The following is a 17604-nucleotide window of genomic DNA, read 5'->3' on the forward strand; positions in this document are numbered from 1 at the left end:
CTCCACCAAGCTTCATGTTCGACGATCGGCGCCATGGAGACGGGGATTCTGGACGAGGCGTACCGACGACTGCACCGCACCGGCCCGGAGTTCGAAGGCTGGCTCTCCAACCACGGGCCGATGGCCGTCGAGGCGCTGGTCCGCAACGGGGAGGCCGGCCGGGTGCACCGCTGGCTCGACGCGTACCTGCGGCGACTCGACGAGCTGCCCCGGGGGCTGCGGCCGATCGACGACTGGCGGGCGGCCCTCGGTGACCCGAAGCGGGCCGGCGACTGGCTCACCCACTTCGACCGCGAGCTGCGCGAACACCCCTGGCGGGAGGTGCTAGGCACCTGGTGGCCCCGGCTGCTGCCCGGGATCGCCGCCGGCGCCACCCATGGCGTTATCCGGGTCGGCCACGCCGTGCGGGCGCTGCACGACGGCGGCGACCAACCGCAGCGGCTCACCGAACTGGGCCAGGCCCTCGGCTACTGGGCCGCCCGCTGGCAGCCGGTGCCCGGCGCCGACGGGGTCGACCTCGGCCGGGCGGACGGGCCCGCCGGCCGGCACTCCGCCGAGGAGGGGACGGCGGAGCGCCCGGGACGCACCGACCTGATCGACGCGCTGGAGGGCCTGCCCCGGCTGCCGGACCGGACCGGCGGCATCCTCGACCGGCTCGGCCGGCTGCCGGACGTACCCGGATGGGAGGCGTCGCTCGCGGCGCCGCGCCCGGCGCGGACCCCGGCCGACGCGGAGCGCGGACTGGTCACGCTGGTGCACCGGGCGGCGCTGGACTACCTCCGGTTCGGCCACGAGAACCCGGTGATGCTGGTGCACGCGGTCACCGCGCCCACTGCGGTGCTGCGCACCCTGCCCGCCCTCGACCCCGAGCTCTGGGTCCCCAGCCTCACCGCGGCCTGGTCGGCCACCGCCGCCGTCACCGCCGTGTACGCCCCACCCCGGCCGGTCGCCGCGCCCGCGGTCGAGCCGGCCGAGCCGGCGGAGATGTTCGCCCGGGCGGCGCGGCACGGCGACGAGCACGTGGTCAAGCTCGCCGACGCCGTCCTCGACGCGCACGCGGCGACCGGGGACAGCCGGGTGCTGGCCGCCGCCGGATACGCCGGTCAGCTCATCTGATCGGGGGCGGATGGGTACAGTCCGCAGGATGTGGCCTCGGATCGGTGGACTGCGCACCCTCGCCCTCGGCACCCCCGGTGACCTCCGCGCCCGGCTCAACGGCCTGGTGCTCGCCGGGGTGAAGACCGCCACCGCCGGCCTGCTCACCGAGTACGCGCAGGAGCAGGAGAAGCTCGAGCACGTCGGCGAACGACTGGTCCTGGTGGACGACGACGACCGGTTCGTCGGGGTGGTCGAGGTGACCGGCGTCGAGGTGGTCCGCTTCGCCGACGTCAGCTGGGACTTCGCCCGCTCCGAAGGGGAGGGTGACCGCTCGCTCGACGAGTGGCGGGCCGGGCACGCCGCCTACTGGCAGCGCGAGGGCACCCCGGTCACCGACGACACCGACGTGGTCTGCATCCGGTTCCGGCTGGAGTCCGCCGGGGACGGTGGGATCAGCACCGGCGACCTGAGCACCTGAGCGGGTCAGGCCGGCGGCGGGTTCGCGTCGACGGCGGCGCGGACGAACTCGCGTACCCGATTGGTGGTGTTGGTCTCCCGCCACACCGGGCCGCGCAGGATCGGCGGCGCGTCGCGGATCGGCACGTAGGCCACGTCGGGCCGCGGGTAGTACCGGCGGGTGTGCTCGCCCACCGGCAGCACGCCCTTCCCCAGCGCCACCAGCGACAGCATCTCCGAGAAGGTGCCGCCGGCCGGCCCCTTCGGCACCGGTCGCCCGGACGGCGTCCGCTCGGGGGTCCGGTCCCGCTTGAAGCCGGCCGAGGTGACCGCCGGGTACTGGATCACCGGGTGGTCGGCCAGCACCTCCAGCGGGACCGACGCCTCGCCGGCCAGCGGATGACCCGCGGCCACCGCGAGGACCCGGGCCTCCGCCAGCAGCGCCGGGCCGCACGCCATGCCGTCGAACGGGTACGACGCGAGCAGCACGTCGATCGACCCGTCCAGCAGGCCGGACCGGGTGTTCGCCAACTGCGCCTCGTGCACGTGCACCGCGCACTCCGGGTGCCGCTCGGTGAAGAGGCTCACCGCCCGCATCAGCACCGGAGCGGTCCACTCCCCGAGGAACGCCACCCGCAGCTCGCCGGTGACGCCCCGCCCGGATTCCACCGCGCGCCGGACGGCGTCCTCCATCCCGGCCACCAGCGGCCGCAGGTCGTCGGCGAGCCGGGCGCCGATCGGGGTCAGCCGGACCATCCGGCTGGTGCGCTCGAAGAGCGGCGCCCCGATTCGGCGTTCCAGCTTCTTCACCACGTGGCTGATCCGGCCGGTGGTGACCCGCAACCGCTCGGCGGTCCGGCCGAAGTGCAGCTCCTCGGCCAGGGCCAGGAACGTCTCGACCTCGTGCCGCTCCAGCAAGCCCGGCCCCCATCGTTGAATCTGGCTCACCGATCGTAGTCCGATCGGGGCTTGGTCCCGATCGTCGTCGCGACGATCGTGGAACGTGTCCGATCCTCCGGCGACGGGAGTTCCCATGACCACCCTGACCGACCACCTGACCGACCTGGACGTCCCCCGACGCGAGGTCGCCGGGAAGCTGCGCGACATCATCGACGCCGCCCTGCCAGAGGCGACCGGCGCGATGTGGCACGGCCATCCCGTCTGGGGACTGGGCGACCGCCCAGGCGCCACCCCGGTCTGCCTGGTCAAGGCCTACCCGGCATACGTCACCTTCGGGCTGTGGCGCGGGCAGGAGATCACCGACGGTTCCGGACGGCTCGTACCCGGCGCCCGGCAGATGGCCTCGGTGAAGCTGCGCACCGTCGATGAGATCGACCCGGCCCTCTTCACCGGCTGGCTGCGGCAGGCGTACGCCCTGGAGGCCCGATGAGCGGCGTACGGGTGACCGGCTTCGACCACCTGGTGCTCACCGTCGCCGACGTGGAACGCGCCCTCGCCTTCTACTGCGGCACCCTCGGCCTGGAGCCGGTACGGGTCGACCGTTGGCGGGCCGGTGAGGTCCCCTTCCCGTCGGTGCGGGTCACCGCGGAGACCATCATCGACCTGGTCGCCGGCGACCGCAGCGGATCCAACGTGGACCATCTCTGCCTGGTGGTGCGGCCGGTGGACTGGGCGGAGGTGATCGCCTCGGGCGTCTTCGAGGTGCTGGAGGGACCGGTGCCGCGCTTCGGCGCGCGGGGCACCGCCACCTCCGTCTACGTACGGGACCCGGACGGCAACACCGTCGAGCTCCGCTGGTATCCGCAGGACGCCTGAGGGTCAGCCGCGACGCAGCTCCGGCAGGAGCCGGGTGGCCACGTCCACCAGGACCGCCTCGTCACCGGCGTACCAGCTGCTCTCCCGGGGCCAGTGGGTGATCACGTCGGTGAAGCCGAGGGCCGCGGCCCGGGCGACCTGCTCGGCGAAGAAGTCGGCGCTGCGCAGCGAGAAGACCGGCGCCGCGTCCAGCGACAGGTGACGGTCCAGGGTGGCCGGGTTCCGGCCCGCCTCGGCGAGCGTCCGGTCCATCCGGGCGCAGAGCGTGGCCACCCCCTCCCACCACGCCTCCAGGTCCTCCTCACCGGTGCCGGTGGTGACCCACGCCTGACCGAACCGGGCGACCAGCCGCATCGACCGGGGGCCGTTCGCGGCGAGCACGAACGGCACCCGCGGCTGCTGCACGCAACCCGGGTTGTTGCGGGCGTCCACGGCGGTGAACCAGCTGCCCCGCCAGGTCGTCCCGTCGTCGCGCAGGATCAGGTCGAGCAGCTCGGTGAACTCGGCGAACCGGTCCACCCGCTGCCGCGGCGGCAGCGTCTCGCCGCCGAGCACCGCCGAGTCGAAGCCGATGCCGCCCGCGCCCAGCCCGAGCAGCACCCGCCCGTCGGAGACGTCGTCGAGGGCGGTGACCTGCCGGGCGAACGCCGCCGGGTGGCGGAAGTTCGGCGACGCGACCAGGGTGCCCAGCCGGATCCGCGAGGTGACCGTCGCGGCGGCGGTCAGCGTCGCCATCGAGTCGAACCACGGCCCGTCGACCAGGTCCCGCCAGCCCAGGTGGTCGTAGGTCCAGGCGTGGTCGAAACCCCACTCGTCGGCCTGCCGCCAGCGCAGCCGCGACCGCGACCAGCGCTGGTCGGGGAGGATCACGATGCCAATCCGCATGATCGCCAGGGTACGACCACCGCCCGGCACCCCGCCCGGCATCCCACCGCGCTCCTATCCTGGGCCGATGGAGTTGGAGTTCAGCGGCGAGATCTGGTTCTGGCGAGGGCCCTCGCCGCACCACTTCGTGACCGTCCCGCCGGACGCCTGCGAGCGACTGTCGGAGGTGTCGGCCCAGGTCAGCTACGGCTGGGGCATGATCCCGGTGACCGTCGCGACCGGCGGGTCGAGCTGGCCGACGGCACTGTTCCCCAAGGACGGGCGCTATCTGGTGCCGCTGCGGGCGGACGTGCGCCGCGCCGAGGGGCTGGACGTCGGTGACACCATCGCCGTCCGCCTGACGGTCGACGTCTGACCGGTCACGTCAGCTCCGCGGCCAGCCGGCGCGTGCGGGCCAGCCGGTCCGCGTGCAGCGCCAGCACCTCCGCGTACGACGGCTCCGAGGTGAGGTCGACGCCGAGTTCCGGGGCGCGGTCGCTCGGATGGTCGGTGGGCGGCAGGGCGAACCGGTGGTGCGGCACCGCCTCTCCCAGGATCATCCGGCCCACCCAGGTGTCGGCGGCGAAGACCAGGTGCCGCAGCGTCTCCACGAAGGACCACTCCCCGTCGAGCCGCTGGCGGCGTGCCGGCTCGGGCAGCGCCTCCGCCCGGGCCACCGTCCCCGCCCAGAGCCGCTCCACCGCGTCCCACATCGTGCGGTGGTCGTCGGCCGTCCGGACCGCCCGCAGCGCCACCCGCTCGGGGTGCCGCCGGTCCAGCTCCGCCGAGACGTACGCCGAGACGTCGACGTCGTCCACCACCACCCGGCCGGCGGCGCCGTTGAAACCTGACACCCGCAGGTCGGTAACCCCCGAGCTGACGATCCGGACCCCGGTCAGGTCACAGTCGCGGAAGGTCGCGCCGGACAGGTCGGCGACCCGGAAGGTCGCGGCACGGAACTGGTCGGTCTGCGCGTACTCGGCGGGCATGGGGTCATGATGGCCGATGGGTCCGACATATCCTGCCCGGGTGACCGAGGAGCCGCTGTCGGGTGGACACAACGCCCACGAGGTCGTCCGGATCGGCGGGACGGTGCACCGCCGGGGCGACGGCAACACATTCGCCGTACGGGTCCTGCGGCACCTGGAAGCGGTCGGCTACCCGTACGCTCCGCGCCACCTGGGCGTCGACGAGCAGGGCCGGGACATGCTGACGTACATCCCGGGCGTGACCACCGACCACCCGGGCCAACGGGCCGTCGGGGCGTACGCCCTCGGTGGGCGGATGCTGCGCGACCTGCACGACGCCACCGCGGGCCATGCCCTCGCCGCAGGCCGGGATTGCGTGCTGCACGGTGACCCGGGGCCGTTCAACACCATCTTCCGGGCCGGGCTGCCGGTCGCCTTCATCGACTGGGACTCGTGCCGGCCGGGTGACCGGCTCGACGACCTCGGCTACCTGGCGTGGACCTGGTGCGTCCAGTCGCAGGGCAACGTGCCGATCGACGACCAGGCCCGCCACCTGCGGGAGCTGCGCGACGGGTACGGCGACGTCGGCGCCGACACGCTGATCCGGGCGATCCTGCGCCGGCAGACGGAGCTGGCGGAGGTGGAGGCGGCGAACGCCGCCGACCCTCGGCACGGCGCCGAGCGGCGACGGCACGCCGAGTGGGCGGTCCAGTGGGCGACCGGTGACCGGGAGCTGTTCCAGCGGCACGAGGACGTGTTCCTCGCCGCCCTGGGTTGAGCCGCGAAGGAGGCGCCGCCCGGTCGTCTCGGCGGCCCGTTCGATCCGACCGGGAGCGGGGCGGTCCGGCGGCCCCGACCGCACTAGAGTCGCCTGTCGTGACCCGACCCACGCTGCCCCCGATCGTCGAGCAGACCCGCGTGTTCCTGCTGACGCAGACCTGGTTGCTGCTGGTCGGTCTTCTCGGCCTGCTGCTGCTCCTGCGGGTGCTGCACGCCCGCGGAGCCCTGGCCGGGACGACCGGCGACGACTTCCTCGTCCTCCTGCTCGCGGCCATGGTGGCGCCGGCCGTGCTGGCGATGGCGGCGTGGGCCGTCCGGCGGGGCGGGCCCGCCGGTTGGGTGCTGGCGCTGCTCGGGGAGCTCGCCGTGGCGTTCCTGCTCTACGCGGCCGTCAACTTCGGGTACTTCCTCGGCGTACCGGTGCTGATCCTCGCCGGGTTCGGGGCCTGGGTCGTGATCAACCTCCTCCGGGCCGACGTGCGGGCGTCCCTCTTCCGCCGCCGCCCGGATCGGCGGGACGTCGCCGGCGTACGGGAGGCACGGTGACGACGAGCCGGGCCGGGTGACCCTGCGGGCCCGCAGGGCAGCGCCGGCCCGCTCGGGGACGCGCCACCGGGTCGTCCCGGGATAGCCTCGGCCGATGCCTCGGCTCCGCTGGCCCGACCTGCGCAACGCCCGCGACCTCGGCGGGCTCCCGACCGTCGACGGTGGGCGGATTCGTGAGCGCGCCCTGATCCGCACCGACAACCACGGCCGGCTCGTCCCGGCCGGCATCGACGCGATCCGCTCCTACGGCGTCACCCGCGTCATCGACCTGCGGTGGGGGTGGGAGGCGGCGAAGTACCCGAGCCCACTGGCCGGCGACGAGCGGTACCGGCTGATCCCGGCCTGCTTCGACCCGACCGGCGACGAGGAGATCCCGCCGGACAGCTACCGGCTGATGGCCGACACCAGCCGGGGCCGGCTGGCCGCCGCGCTCACCGCCGTCGCGGAGGCTCCCCCCGGCGGCGTGGTCCTGCACTGCCACGCCGGCCGGGACCGCACCGGGCTGGTAGCGGCCCTCGCGCTGCACGTGGCGGGCGTGGCGGTGGAGTCGATCGCGGCCGACTACGCGCTCACCGAGAACTCGCCCCCGGAGATGATGGTCAACACGTTCGCCCATCTCCAGGCGCGGTACGGCGGGGTCGACGAGTACCTCGTCGGGTGCGGCCTGGCGCCCGGCCAGCTGGCCGGGATCCGCGCCCGGCTCACCGAGGCCGCGGGCGGTAGTCCATCCGCGCTCAGTCGCTGAGCTGCCGGCGGGCCTCGCGCTCCATCATCGCGTTGAAGCGTTCGTCACGTTCCCCGGCCGGACGGCGGGCGGTGTAGACGACCGTGTATCCGTCCGGGTCGGTCAGTCGCAGGTCGCGGGTGTTCCACGGCGTGTCGGACGGTCCCGCCACGACGCCACCGCCATGCTTCCGGGCGCGATCGGCGATCGCATCCAACTGCTCGGCGGTGGCCATGAAGCTCGTGGTCCATTCGCCGCCGACCGGTGGCTCTCCCTTGCGCACCAGGATGTCCTGGTACCGCCAGCGGCGAAGGTGGACCAGCGCCGGCACACCGTCGGGACCGGGCATCGTGAAGAGCGGGATGAAGTCCAGCCCGTTGACGTACCAGTCGACGGTGCGGTCAAGATCTGCGACCGTCAGCGTGACGAACGCGGGCATGCCGTAGATCTCGCGCGTGACCTCGGGTGTGATGTCGTCCATGCCGCCGACCGTAGAGGCTGACGTAAGGGAAGACTCAAGCCGGCGGCAGCGACGAACGAGGCCCCGGCCAGGGAACTTCTCCCGGGCCGGGGCCTCACGTTGGAGCGGGTGACGGGAATCGAACCCGCACTGTCAGCTTGGGAAGCTGATGTTCTGCCATTGAACTACACCCGCAGGCGGCATCACTGTACCTGAGGTCACCGACCCCGCGCACCCAGGCACCCCACCGACCCGCCGGCCCCGGCCCCGCCAGATGCCGAAAGTTGCGCCATCCCCGTTCAGCACGGATCGACGGGCGTGACGGCCTCGTCGTCTCCGTTCGGTGGACGAGAAGTTTCCTCCCGGCAACATATGGGCGTTCTCAAATCGATCGATCGGATGTAACGTCTGCCACATGTTCCCGGCACGGCGTGACACACCCCCTGTCGCGCCGCGAGAAAGAGGTGGGCCCATGGGACTCCGTCCCAATCTGCTGACCCGGCGTACCGCCGGTGTCGCGACGACGACCCTCGCGCTGCTGCTCAGCACCGCCGCGGTGGGCGTCGTCCCCGCTGCTTCGGCCTTCTCGGCCGCCCCGAGCAAGGCCACCTGTGCCGAGCCCGCCGACACGCACTCGGACGCGCGGGTCAAGAAGGGTGGCGTGGCCAAGCACGACCCCAACAGCCTGAGCGCCGCCCAGGTCCGCGACCGCGAGGCCGACCTGGCCGCCGCCCTGCGCGACCGCGCCAACTTCCGCACCGGCCCGGGCGCCGTCACCCCGCTCGCCTCCGTCACGATCCCGGTCGTGGTGCACGTGATCCAGCGGGACAGCACCCGGGCCGGCGGCAACATCCCGGACTCCCTGATCACCTCGCAGATCAACGTGCTGAACCAGGCCTACAGCGGCGCCACCGGCGGCGCGGCCACCGCGTTCAGCTTCCAGCTGCAGAAGATCAACCGGGTCACCAACCCGTCGTGGTACCCGATTGTCCAGGGCTCGACCGCCGAGCGGAACATGAAGAGCACGCTGCGCGAGGGCGGCAAGAACACCCTGAACATGTACCTGGGCGAGCTGAGCGACAGCCTGCTCGGCTGGGCCACCTTCCCGCAGCGCAAGCTGACCAGCATGGACGGCGTGGTCGTGCTGAACGAGTCGCTGCCGGGCGGCTCCGCGACCAACTACAACCAGGGTGACACCGGCACCCACGAGATCGGCCACTGGCTGAACCTCTACCACACCTTCCAGGGTGGTTGCGGCGGCTCCGGTGACAGCGTCAGCGACACCCCCGCCGAGGCGTCGCCGGCCTACCAGTGCCCGACCGGGCGGGACACCTGCTCGACCGCCGGTCTGGACCCGATCACCAACTTCATGGACTACACCTACGACAGCTGCATGTACCAGTTCACCCCGGGCCAGGCGTCCCGCATGATCACCGCGTGGAACGCCTACCGCGCGGCCTGACCGGACGCAGCACCGAAAAGGTGCCGGCTCCCGCTGGGGGCCGGCACCTTTTCGCGTACGCGAAGCGAGCGGCTCGTCTCGCTTCGCGCGACCCCGGCGGCACGCCTTGCCGAGCGCGTCGCCGGGTGGTCGGAGGAGCAGCGGTCAGGCGGCCGGCCGGCGGGTGTCGAAGCCGTGCCGGCCGCGGAGGGCTCCCGTGCCGGGCACCCGGCGGTGTGCCCCGGTGTCGACGCCCGGATCGAGCCAGAGCTGCACCGTCGGGCGGAGCGGAGCCCCGAGCGCGGACCCGCCCTGGGCCCGTCGGGTCAGCATCGCGACGTCGACGGTGAACTCGAAGAGCCGCCAGTCGACCTGGGGCGCGGCCCGCCCGGCCCGGGCCACCCGGGTGAGCCGGGCCGGATCGGTGACCGGCCGGGCGTGGCCGGCAACGTACGCCTCGTCGTCGCTGCACTCCGCCGGGAACGAGTGCAGCGCGTAGCGGCCGTCGCGTTCGAGGTCGCGGCGCTTGGGCGAGTCGATGACGAAGCAGAACAGCCCCTCGTCGGTGATCACCGGGGAGACCGGATGGACCCGGGGGCCGCCGTCGGCGCGGACGGTGGCCAGGTAGCCGAAGCCGGGACCGTACTGCTGGAGGAGAAGGCGGATCCCGTCGGCGAGTCGGGGCTCGTCGGCGGCGAAAGCAGACCAGGAAGCCATGCCGACAGTCTATCGAACAGGCGTTCTAATCCGCAGTCCGACACGCAGGTCACCCACCCCGATCGCGCCGGTGTCGCATCGCTATGGTGGTGCGATGCTGCTCTCCGACCGCGACCTGGTGTCCGAGATCAAGGCGGGCACGCTCGCGTTGGAGCCGTTCGAGCCCACGCTGGTGCAGCCGTCCAGCATCGACGTACGCCTGGACCGGCTCTTCCGGGTCTTCAACAACCACCTCTACACCCACATCGACCCGTCGGTGCAGCAGGACGACCTGACCTCGGCGGTGGAGGTGCCCGACGGCGAGCCGTTCGTGCTGCACCCGGGCGAGTTCGTGCTCGCCTCCACGCTGGAGGTGGTCACCCTCGGCGACCAGCTGGCCGCCCGGCTGGAGGGCAAGTCGAGCCTGGGCCGGCTCGGCCTGCTCACCCACTCGACCGCCGGCTTCATCGACCCGGGCTTCTCCGGCCACGTCACGTTGGAACTGTCCAACGTGGCGAACCTGCCGATCACGCTCTGGCCGGGGATGAAGATCGGTCAGCTCTGCATCTTCCGGCTCTCGTCGCCGGCCGAGCACCCGTACGGCTCGGCGGTCTACGGCTCCCGCTACCAGGGGCAGCGCGGCCCGACGCCGAGCCGCTCCTGGCAGCAGTGGCGCACCTGGCCGACCCGCTGATCCGGTCGCATGGGTGTTAACAGGGGCCCCTTCCTATACCGGAGGCGTTAAGAAGGGGCCCCTCCTTACACCCGGCCGTAGCTGTTGACCGGCCCGTCGTCGACGCGCTTCATCTTGATCGGGACGCCGGCCTGGGAGGCGTGCACGACCCAGCCGTTGCCGACGTACATGCCGACGTGGTGCAGGTCGGAGTAGTAGAAGACCAGGTCACCGGGGCGCAGGTCGGCCCGGCTGACCCTGGCGGTGACCTGCCGCTGCTGCCGGGCGTTGTGGGGCAGGCTCACCCCGGCCTGCGCCCAGGCGGCGAGCACCAGGCCGGAGCAGTCGAACGTGTTCGGGCCCTCGGTCCCCCAGACGTACGGCTTGCCGATCTGGGCGCAGGCGAACTTGACCACGGCTCCGGCGTCGCCACCGGGCCAGGTCGCCGGACAGGGGGCGGGGCGCAGCGGCCCGCCACCGCCGCTGCCGTACACGGTGAGCCGCAGCTTCTGCAGCCGGTCGATCTCGGCGTTGATCTGCCGCTTCTTCGCGGCGAGCTGCGCCTCGGTGCGGGTGAGCTGGGCGACCATCCGGTCCAGCGGCCGCTTCTGGGCGGCCAGTTCGTCGCGGAGCTGGGCGACCGTGCGTACCTGGCGCTCCTGCCGGTCGGCGAAGCGGTCGAGCAGCTCCAGGCCGTCGACCATCTCGCTCGGGGTACGGCTGGCCAGCAGCGCGTTGACCGCGGAGAGGTTGTCGCCCTTGTACGCCTCGGCGGCGAGGCCACTGACCTGGTTCATCGCCAGGTCGACCTGGAGCTGGAGGGGTTCGATCCGCCGGGCGAGGGCGTCGACCTGGCGGCGCTTGGCGGCCAGGTCCGCCCGGGTGGCGTTGTGCTGTTCGATGATCGGTTCGAGCCGGTTCCAGTCCCGGTCGATCTGCTGCTCGATCTCGGTGACCGACGGCTCGGCGTGGGCCGCCGTGGCGCCACCGGTCAGGACGACGGCGACGCCGGCCAGGGCGGCGAGTGCGGTGGTGAAGCGGGACCAGCGTGGGCGCGGCGCAGCCGCCGGACGGCCGGGGACCGGCCGGGTCGACAGCGGCCGCGGGGCATGGTGTGCCACCGGGCTGCGTACTCCTTCACGTCGACCGCCTACCGGGTTAGCTGACGGGTTCGGGCGGGAAGGGATCGCCCTACCGCAGTGGCTGCGGATTCACCCCGGCGTACCTGGGTCCCCGGTTCGCCCGCGGGCGACTCGGCGGTGTCGGACCGCCACCGCCCGGGTTGGGCGATGCGCACCGGTCGACGACTCATCAGATTAGGGATCGTCGTTGTCCGTGCGCAACCCGCCCCGCCGCCACATCCGGCAACCCGGCCCTCCACTCGCGAAGCTTTCCTTCGCATGCCCCCACTTGGCTGCAAGCTATTGACCGGAACCCATGCACCGGCGAGGGTGAGGAGGCAGGCACCCATCGGCGATCAGGAGGTTCGATGCACCTCTCAACCGGCCAGGCACGGAGACGGCTGCTGCTGGCGGCCGCGGCCGCCACGGCCAGCGTCCTCGTGGCCGGCGGTCCCACCACCGCCGCACCCCGCACCGACGCGGCCGCCGACCCCGGCGACCGGCAGCAGCAGTACGCCGCGGCAGCCGCCGAGTACGGCGTCCCCGAGACCGTCCTGCTGGGCGTCTCCTACCTGGAGTCCCGCTGGGACACCCACGCCGGTCGGCCGAGCACCAGCGGCGGCTACGGCCCGATGCACCTCACCGACGCCGACCAGGTCGCCGCGACCCCGTCCAGCGCCCACGTGGACGCCGACGAGGACCCGCGCGGCGACGACTCCCGCCCGCTCACCCTGGACCCGGCCGTCGCCGCCGCCCCCTCCGGCGACCTGCTGCCCCGGGCGTCGCTGCAGACCGTCGACGCCGCCGCCGCGCTCACCGGGCTCCCGGTGGAGGCGCTGCGCACCGACGCGGGCGCGAACATCCGCGGCGGCGCGGCGGTGCTCGCGTCGTACCAGAAGGAGCTGGGCGGGCCGGTCGGCGCCGGCGGCGACCCGGCGGCCTGGTACGCCGCGGTGGCCCGGTACTCCGGCGCGGACACCGAGGACGCCGCGGCGGCCTTCGCCGACGAGGTGTACGACCAGATCGGCCTCGGCGCCACCCGGACCACCGACGACGGTCAGCGGGTCGACCTCACCGCCGCCGCCGTCACGCCGGACGAGTCGGGGCTGCACCGGCTGGGGCTGCGCCGCGCCGAGCGGCCGGACGGTCTGGAGTGCCCGGTCCGGCTGGCCTGCGAGTGGATCCCCGCGCCCTACGAGAAGTACGGCCCGAACCCGGGCGACTACGGCAACCACGACCTCGGCAACCGACCCGCCCAGCAGAAGATCGAGTACATCGTCATCCACGACACCGAGGGCTACTTCGGCCCGAGCGTGAAACTCGTGCAGGACAAGACCTACCTCGGCTGGCACTACACGCTGCGCTCGGTGGACGGCTACGTCGCCCAGCACATCAAGGCCAGGGACGTCGGCTGGCACGCCGGCAACTGGTACGTCAACGCCAAGTCCATCGGCATCGAGCACGAGGGCTTCGCCGGGCACGGCACCTGGTACACCGAGGCGATGTACCGGGCGTCGGCCAAGCTGGTCCGGCACCTGGCGCTGCGCTTCCGGATCCCACTGGACCGGCAGCACATCCTCGGCCACGACAACGTCCCCGGCACCACCGCCGGCACGGTGCGCGGCATGCACTGGGACCCGGGGCCGTACTGGGACTGGTCGCACTACTTCGACCTGATGAAGGTGCCGTTCCGCTCGACCGGCACCCCGCGTACCGGCCTGGTCACCATCGACCCGGACTACGCGACGAACCAGCCGGCGTTCTACGGCTGCAACCAGCAACCGCCGGGCGTACCGACGCCGACCCCGCCGGCCGCCCCCTGCCCGCTGCGCGGATCGTCCTCGGTGATCCTGCGTACGGCGCCGAGCCTCGACGCGCCGCTGGTCAACGACCCGGGGCTGCGCCCGGACGGCACGCCCGACACCATGTACGTCTCCGACCACGGCGCCCGCGCCTCGGCCGGTCAGACGTACGCGCTGGCCGGCGTCGCGGGCGACTGGACGGCGATCTGGTACCTCGGGCAGAAGGCGTGGTTCCAGAACCCGGCCTCGGCGCCCACCGCGAAGTGGACGCACGGCTTCGTGGTGACCCCGAGGCCCGGCAGGACCAGCATCCCGGTGTACGGGCGGGCCTACCCCGAGGCGTCGGCGTACCCGGCGGGCGTGCCGGTGCAGGCCATCTCGCCGCTCCAGTACACCTTCCCCGCCGGCCAGCGGTACGCCCTCGGTGGCATCCTGCCCGGCGAGTACTACCGGGCCGTGTCGTTCGACGGCTCCGCGCCGGGTGACCGGACGGTGGTCCGGGGCGACAACCGGTACGTGCAGCTCCAGTTCGGCCACCGGGTGATGTTCGCCAACCTCGACGACGTGCTGATCCTCCCCGCCGCGGTGGGCGCACCGAGGTAGCACCGACGACGAAGGGCCCCGACGGTGTCGGGGCCCTTCGTGCTGTTGCAGAACGGGTCAGGTGACCCGGCGGAAGCCGGCCACCGGCATGTTGTTGATGCTGCTCACCTGCACCGGTTTACCGGTCCTTGGTGCGTGCACCATGATGCCGTTGCCCAGATAGAGGCCGACATGGTGCAGGTCGCTGAAGAAGAAGACCAGGTCACCGGGGCGGGCCTCGGAGCGGGACACCGAGCGGCCCTCGTTCCACTGCGCACCGGTGAAGTGGGTCAGGTAGATGCCGGCCGCCTTGTAGGCGTACTGGGTCAGGCCCGAGCAGTCGAACGAGTTCGGACCGGTGGCACCCCAGACGTACGGGTCACCGACCTGCTGGCAGGCCCGCTTGATGGCGGTGCGGGCGGCCTCGGCCACCACGCCCTCGATCGTCGGGCAGCCCTCGACGCTGACCACCGTCTTCGGCATCGACGCCTTGAGCCGCTTGATCTCGGCGTCGATCTGCTTCTTCTTGGCGGCCAGGTCGGCCTCCTGCTCGACCTGGTCGGCGATCAACTGGTCGAGCTTCTGCTTCTGCGCGGAGAACTTGTCCCGAATGGCGAGCACGCCGGCGATCTGGTTGCGCTCGTGCGCGGCGAGCCGGTCCAGGATGGTGAGCTGCTCGGCCAGGTCACCCGGCTTGATGTCGGCCAGCAGCGCGCCGGCCTCGACCGTGGGCCCGGTCATGTAGTGCTGGGAGGCCAGCTCGCCGATCCGGCCCATGGCCAGTTCGCTCTCCAGGGCCAGGGGCTGGATCTTCTTCTCCAGCTCCTTGGACTTCTTGCGGTTCACCCGCAGCTTGGACCGGACCTCGTTGTACTTCTCGATGGTCGGTTCGAGCTGCTCCCACTGCTTGTCGATCGCGGCCTCGATCTCGTCCACCGAGGGTGCGGCGTGCGCGGGGGCGGTGAGCATTCCCGCGCCGACGAACACCGCCGCCAGCACGGCGATCAGACGGTGGACGACCCGTCGCGAGCGCCGGGGGCCGGCGAACCGGACGGGCGCGTGACGATGAGGGGGCATGACAGCCACCGGCACCGACTCCTTTTTGCGAGCTTCCGCCGGGCGCCTCGTGAGGGGAAGGTTCCGAGGCCGACGACCACAGCGGTCGGTGCCCCACATTAGGGAAGGTGCGGGACGTTATCAAGACGGGACATTGCACCGTCACCGCTGGGCAACGGCTTGCGTACCAACGGTACGCAATTCCTAGCCAACGATGGCTGTCAATACATCGTCGAGCGTCACCACGCCGAGGGGGCGACGGCCGTCGCTCACCAGCACCATGTGCCGCCGCTCGCGGCGCATCGCGAGCAGCAGATCGGCCAGCGTCCGGTCCGGCGGCACCACCGCCAACGGCCGGTACACCTCCGCCGGCACCGGCGCCCGCCGGCTCGCCCCGGAGTAGCCCAGCACGTCCTTGACGTGCACGAACCCGAGCACCCGGCGACTGGCCCGCTGCACCACCGGGAAGCGGGACCGGCCGGTCCGGGTGGCCAGCACCTCCAGCGACGCCGGCGAGACGTCCTCCGCCACCGTGGTCACCGTCGACCAGGGCTGCAACGCGTCCGCCGCCGTCCGGCTGTGCAGCGCCAGGGCACCGGTGATCCGGGCGTGCTCCTCCGCGTCCAGCAGCCCCTCGGTACGCGCCTGCGACACCAGCCCGGCCAGCTCCTCGGCGGTGAAGACGGTCTTCACCGCGTCCGTCGCCTCGATCCGCCAGAACCGCAGCACCTGCCGGGCCGCCCACTTCATCGCCAGCAGCAACGGCTTGGTGGCCAGGCAGAAGGCCAGCATCGCCGGACCCAGCCAGAGCGCCGACAGCTCCGGCCCGGCCAACGTGATGTTCTTCGGCACCATCTCGCCGACGACGGTGTGCAGGAACACCACCACACCCAGGGCGATCAGGAAGGCCACCGGGTGCACCGCGCCCTCCGGCAGCCGGACCACGGTGAAGACCGGTTCCAGCAGGTGCGCCAGCGCCGGTTCGGCGATCGCGCCCAGGCCCAGCGAGCAGATGGTGATGCCCAACTGCGCACCGGCGATCATCAACGGGATCTGGTTCATCGCCGACAACGCCCAGCGGGCCCGCTTCGAGGTGGCGGCGAGCGGCTCGATCACCGTCCGGCGGGAGGCGATCAGGGCGAACTCGCTGCCCACGAAGAAGGCGTTGCCGAGCAGCAGCACGACCGTGACCAGCAGCTCACTCATCGTCGGTGGGCTCCTCGGGGCGGACCACCCGGACCTGCTCGATCCGGTGCCGCTCCACCTCGACGACGGTGAACTCGTACCCGCCCGCCTCCACCGCCTCCCCGGCCACCGGGATGTGACCCAGCCGGGCCATCAGCCATCCCGCGAGGGTCTCGTACGGCCCCTCGGGCAGCCGGAAGCCGGTCTGCTCCGCCAGCTCGTCGGAGCGCAGCACCCCGTCCACCAGCACCGTCCGCTCGCCGCCGGGCACGGTCAGCTGCGCCGCGTGCGCGTCGTCCACCGCCGCCGGGTCGAACTCGTCGGCGATCTCCCCGACCAGCTCCTCCACCAGGTCCTCGACGGTCACCACGCCGTCGGTGCCGCCGTACTCGTCGACCACGATCGCCAGGTCGGCGCCGGCCGCCTTGAGCGCCGCCAGCACCCCGTCCAGGTCCAGGCTCTCCGGCACGTACACCGGTTCCCGGGCGACCGCCGCCACGGTGGTCGACTCCCGTCGGGCCGGCGGCACACCGAGCGCGTCCGGCACCCCGGCCACCCCGGTGACCAGGTCCAGCGTCTCCTCGTACACCGGGAAGCGGGTCCGGCCCGTCTCCTGCGACAGGTCGAGCAGCTCGGCCACGGTGGCGCTGGCCCGCAGCGCGATCACGTCGACCCGCGGGGTCATCGCCTCCGCAGCCCGCTTGTCGCCGAAACGGATGGTCCGGCGCAGCAGCATGGCGGTGTCCGTCGGCAGCGCCCCGGCCCGGGCCGAGATGGCCGCCAGCAGCCCCAGCTCCTCCGGCGAGCGGGCGCTCGCCAGCTCCTCCTGCGGCTCCACGCCCAGCTGCCGGACCAGCCGGTTCGCCGAGTCGTTCAGACCCCGGATCAGCCAGCCGAAGGTCCGGGAGAAGGTGTGCATCGGGCCGGCGGTGGCCAGCGCGGCCGGCATCGGCCGGGCCAGCGCCAGGTTCTTCGGCACCAGCTCACCGAAGAGCATCGAGATCAGGGTGGCCAGCGCCAGCGCCAGCAGCGGGGTGAACCGCTCGGCGCCGCCCACCGGACGCAGCAGCGGACCGAAGAGCCGGGCCAGCGCCGGCTCGGCCAGGTAACCGGTGAGCAGCGCGGTGATGGTGATGCCCAGCTGCGCGCCGGAGAGCTGGAAGGAGAGGTGGTGCAACGCCCGGCGTACGGTGGCGGCCCGGCCGTCGCCCTCGCCCGCCCGCCGGTCGATCTCCGCGCGGTCCACCGTCACCAGGGCGAACTCGGCAACGACGAAGAACGCGTTGCCGGCGGTCAGCAGCACGAAGCCGACCAGGGGCAACAGCGCGCCGAGCAGCAGACCGTCGATGACCGGGATTGTTTCACGCGGGCCGGCC

Annotated in this window: 20 protein-coding genes, 1 tRNA gene and 1 riboswitch; of the genes, 11 read left to right on the top strand and 10 right to left on the bottom strand. The window is 72.6% G+C overall.

Annotation, left to right across the window (positions count from 1 at the left end):
- The first annotated feature begins 33 nt into the window (after nt 1-33).
- Both GA0070564_RS07000 and GA0070564_RS07005 read left to right on the top strand, forming a co-directional pair.
- A complete protein-coding gene (locus tag GA0070564_RS07000; protein ID WP_091604069.1) occupies nt 34-1116 on the top strand; it encodes a questin oxidase family protein in 1083 nt (360 codons plus the stop codon).
- A 28-nt stretch (nt 1117-1144) separates the two neighbouring features.
- Nucleotides 1145-1576, top strand: coding sequence for an ASCH domain-containing protein (locus GA0070564_RS07005; RefSeq protein ID WP_091604072.1), 432 nt, complete (start codon nt 1145-1147; stop codon nt 1574-1576).
- Between the two features lie 5 nt (nt 1577-1581).
- On the opposite strand, the gene GA0070564_RS07010 is transcribed toward GA0070564_RS07005, so the two are convergent.
- Nucleotides 1582-2472, bottom strand: coding sequence for a LysR family transcriptional regulator (locus GA0070564_RS07010; RefSeq protein WP_091604075.1), 891 nt, complete (start codon nt 2470-2472; stop codon nt 1582-1584).
- A 115-nt stretch (nt 2473-2587) separates the two neighbouring features.
- Here GA0070564_RS07010 and GA0070564_RS07015 point away from each other — a divergent pair, with 115 nt between their 5' ends.
- Nucleotides 2588-2944 (top strand): DUF1801 domain-containing protein, encoded by a 357-nt coding sequence (locus tag GA0070564_RS07015; RefSeq protein WP_091604078.1) that lies wholly within the window; start codon nt 2588-2590, stop codon nt 2942-2944.
- A complete protein-coding gene (locus tag GA0070564_RS07020; RefSeq protein ID WP_091604081.1) occupies nt 2941-3330 on the top strand; it encodes a VOC family protein in 390 nt (129 codons plus the stop codon). Before GA0070564_RS07015 ends, GA0070564_RS07020 begins: the two co-directional genes overlap by 4 nt.
- 3 nt (nt 3331-3333) lie before the next feature.
- Here the strand turns inward: GA0070564_RS07020 and GA0070564_RS07025 are convergent, their stop codons facing one another.
- Nucleotides 3334-4257, bottom strand: coding sequence for an LLM class flavin-dependent oxidoreductase (locus tag GA0070564_RS07025; protein ID WP_091604084.1), 924 nt, complete (start codon nt 4255-4257; stop codon nt 3334-3336).
- A 25-nt stretch (nt 4258-4282) separates the two neighbouring features.
- Here GA0070564_RS07025 and GA0070564_RS07030 point away from each other — a divergent pair, with 25 nt between their 5' ends.
- On the top strand, nt 4283-4570 hold the full coding sequence (locus GA0070564_RS07030) for a DUF1905 domain-containing protein (RefSeq protein ID WP_091604087.1): 288 nt from the start codon (nt 4283-4285) through the stop codon (nt 4568-4570).
- Between the two features lie 4 nt (nt 4571-4574).
- Here GA0070564_RS07030 and GA0070564_RS07035 read toward each other — a convergent pair whose 3' ends face one another.
- Nucleotides 4575-5183, bottom strand: a complete 609-nt coding sequence (locus GA0070564_RS07035) for a DinB family protein (protein WP_091604090.1) — start codon at nt 5181-5183, stop codon at nt 4575-4577.
- Nucleotides 5184-5223: 40 nt separating this feature from the next.
- Between GA0070564_RS07035 and GA0070564_RS07040 the strand changes: the two genes are divergently transcribed.
- The 3 genes from GA0070564_RS07040 to GA0070564_RS07050 all read left to right on the top strand — a co-directional run bounded on the left by GA0070564_RS07040 (nt 5224) and on the right by GA0070564_RS07050 (nt 7233).
- Nucleotides 5224-5940 carry an aminoglycoside phosphotransferase family protein gene (locus GA0070564_RS07040; protein WP_091604093.1) on the top strand — a complete coding sequence of 239 codons (717 nt, stop codon included), beginning with the start codon at nt 5224-5226 and terminating at the stop codon, nt 5938-5940.
- A 98-nt stretch (nt 5941-6038) separates the two neighbouring features.
- On the top strand, nt 6039-6488 hold the full coding sequence (locus GA0070564_RS07045) for a hypothetical protein (protein ID WP_091604096.1): 450 nt from the start codon (nt 6039-6041) through the stop codon (nt 6486-6488).
- Between the two features lie 94 nt (nt 6489-6582).
- Nucleotides 6583-7233 (top strand): tyrosine-protein phosphatase, encoded by a 651-nt coding sequence (locus GA0070564_RS07050; RefSeq protein WP_091604099.1) that lies wholly within the window; start codon nt 6583-6585, stop codon nt 7231-7233.
- On the opposite strand, the gene GA0070564_RS07055 is transcribed toward GA0070564_RS07050, so the two are convergent.
- Both GA0070564_RS07055 and GA0070564_RS07060 read right to left on the bottom strand, forming a co-directional pair.
- Complete coding sequence (locus tag GA0070564_RS07055; RefSeq protein ID WP_091604102.1) at nt 7223-7693, bottom strand: VOC family protein; 471 nt, start codon at nt 7691-7693, stop codon at nt 7223-7225. The two genes, GA0070564_RS07050 and GA0070564_RS07055, sit on opposite strands and share 11 nt — an antisense overlap.
- Nucleotides 7694-7793: 100 nt before the next feature.
- Nucleotides 7794-7867, bottom strand: a tRNA-Gly gene (locus GA0070564_RS07060).
- 277 nt (nt 7868-8144) lie between these two features.
- Here GA0070564_RS07060 and GA0070564_RS07065 point away from each other — a divergent pair.
- Nucleotides 8145-9134, top strand: coding sequence for a zinc metalloprotease (locus tag GA0070564_RS07065; RefSeq protein ID WP_091604105.1), 990 nt, complete (start codon nt 8145-8147; stop codon nt 9132-9134).
- A 144-nt stretch (nt 9135-9278) separates the two neighbouring features.
- On the opposite strand, the gene GA0070564_RS07070 is transcribed toward GA0070564_RS07065, so the two are convergent.
- Nucleotides 9279-9830, bottom strand: coding sequence for a pyridoxamine 5'-phosphate oxidase family protein (locus GA0070564_RS07070; RefSeq protein WP_091604108.1), 552 nt, complete (start codon nt 9828-9830; stop codon nt 9279-9281).
- A 94-nt stretch (nt 9831-9924) separates the two neighbouring features.
- Between GA0070564_RS07070 and dcd the strand changes: the two genes are divergently transcribed.
- Nucleotides 9925-10503, top strand: coding sequence for a dCTP deaminase (gene dcd / locus GA0070564_RS07075; RefSeq protein WP_091604111.1), 579 nt, complete (start codon nt 9925-9927; stop codon nt 10501-10503).
- A gap of 65 nt (nt 10504-10568) precedes the next feature.
- Here dcd and GA0070564_RS07080 read toward each other — a convergent pair whose 3' ends face one another.
- Entirely contained in the window at nt 10569-11603 is a 1035-nt protein-coding gene (locus GA0070564_RS07080; RefSeq protein ID WP_091604114.1) for a C40 family peptidase, read from the bottom strand.
- 10 nt (nt 11604-11613) lie between these two features.
- Nucleotides 11614-11751, bottom strand: a riboswitch (cyclic di-AMP (ydaO/yuaA leader).
- A 220-nt stretch (nt 11752-11971) separates the two neighbouring features.
- Here GA0070564_RS07080 and GA0070564_RS07085 point away from each other — a divergent pair.
- Nucleotides 11972-14008: an N-acetylmuramoyl-L-alanine amidase gene (locus GA0070564_RS07085; RefSeq protein ID WP_091604117.1), complete on the top strand. Its 2037-nt coding sequence runs from the start codon at nt 11972-11974 to the stop codon at nt 14006-14008.
- Nucleotides 14009-14065: 57 nt separating this feature from the next.
- On the opposite strand, the gene GA0070564_RS07090 is transcribed toward GA0070564_RS07085, so the two are convergent.
- From GA0070564_RS07090 to GA0070564_RS07100, 3 genes are all read right to left on the bottom strand, one after another.
- Nucleotides 14066-15064 (bottom strand): C40 family peptidase, encoded by a 999-nt coding sequence (locus GA0070564_RS07090; protein ID WP_091604119.1) that lies wholly within the window; start codon nt 15062-15064, stop codon nt 14066-14068.
- 183 nt (nt 15065-15247) lie between these two features.
- Nucleotides 15248-16249: a hemolysin family protein gene (locus GA0070564_RS07095; RefSeq protein ID WP_091604122.1), complete on the bottom strand. Its 1002-nt coding sequence runs from the start codon at nt 16247-16249 to the stop codon at nt 15248-15250.
- Nucleotides 16242-17549 carry a hemolysin family protein gene (locus GA0070564_RS07100; protein ID WP_091604125.1) on the bottom strand — a complete coding sequence of 436 codons (1308 nt, stop codon included), beginning with the start codon at nt 17547-17549 and terminating at the stop codon, nt 16242-16244. The genes GA0070564_RS07095 and GA0070564_RS07100 overlap by 8 nt, the downstream gene beginning before the upstream one ends.
- Nucleotides 17550-17604 lie beyond the last annotated feature (55 nt).

Origin of the sequence: Micromonospora mirobrigensis (assembly GCF_900091555.1) — a bacterium.
In the GTDB taxonomy this organism is placed as follows: Bacteria; Actinomycetota; Actinomycetes; order Mycobacteriales; family Micromonosporaceae; genus Micromonospora; species Micromonospora mirobrigensis.

What these genes read in the sequence shown, in the direction of transcription:
- GA0070564_RS07000 (WP_091604069.1), top strand. Translation starts at nt 34, where the DNA reads ATGGAGACGGGGATTCTGGACGAGGCGTACCGACGACTGCACCGCACC.
- GA0070564_RS07005 (WP_091604072.1), top strand. Translation starts at nt 1,145, where the DNA reads ATGTGGCCTCGGATCGGTGGACTGCGCACCCTCGCCCTCGGCACCCCC.
- GA0070564_RS07015 (WP_091604078.1), top strand. Translation starts at nt 2,588, where the DNA reads ATGACCACCCTGACCGACCACCTGACCGACCTGGACGTCCCCCGACGC.
- GA0070564_RS07020 (WP_091604081.1), top strand. Translation starts at nt 2,941, where the DNA reads ATGAGCGGCGTACGGGTGACCGGCTTCGACCACCTGGTGCTCACCGTC.
- GA0070564_RS07025 (WP_091604084.1), bottom strand. Translation starts at nt 4,257, where the DNA reads ATGCCGGGCGGGGTGCCGGGCGGTGGTCGTACCCTGGCGATCATGCGG.
- GA0070564_RS07030 (WP_091604087.1), top strand. Translation starts at nt 4,283, where the DNA reads ATGGAGTTGGAGTTCAGCGGCGAGATCTGGTTCTGGCGAGGGCCCTCG.
- GA0070564_RS07035 (WP_091604090.1), bottom strand. Translation starts at nt 5,183, where the DNA reads ATGCCCGCCGAGTACGCGCAGACCGACCAGTTCCGTGCCGCGACCTTC.
- GA0070564_RS07050 (WP_091604099.1), top strand. Translation starts at nt 6,583, where the DNA reads ATGCCTCGGCTCCGCTGGCCCGACCTGCGCAACGCCCGCGACCTCGGC.
- GA0070564_RS07055 (WP_091604102.1), bottom strand. Translation starts at nt 7,693, where the DNA reads ATGGACGACATCACACCCGAGGTCACGCGCGAGATCTACGGCATGCCC.
- GA0070564_RS07065 (WP_091604105.1), top strand. Translation starts at nt 8,145, where the DNA reads ATGGGACTCCGTCCCAATCTGCTGACCCGGCGTACCGCCGGTGTCGCG.
- GA0070564_RS07070 (WP_091604108.1), bottom strand. Translation starts at nt 9,830, where the DNA reads ATGGCTTCCTGGTCTGCTTTCGCCGCCGACGAGCCCCGACTCGCCGAC.
- dcd (WP_091604111.1), top strand. Translation starts at nt 9,925, where the DNA reads ATGCTGCTCTCCGACCGCGACCTGGTGTCCGAGATCAAGGCGGGCACG.
- GA0070564_RS07085 (WP_091604117.1), top strand. Translation starts at nt 11,972, where the DNA reads ATGCACCTCTCAACCGGCCAGGCACGGAGACGGCTGCTGCTGGCGGCC.
- GA0070564_RS07090 (WP_091604119.1), bottom strand. Translation starts at nt 15,064, where the DNA reads ATGCCCCCTCATCGTCACGCGCCCGTCCGGTTCGCCGGCCCCCGGCGC.
- GA0070564_RS07095 (WP_091604122.1), bottom strand. Translation starts at nt 16,249, where the DNA reads ATGAGTGAGCTGCTGGTCACGGTCGTGCTGCTGCTCGGCAACGCCTTC.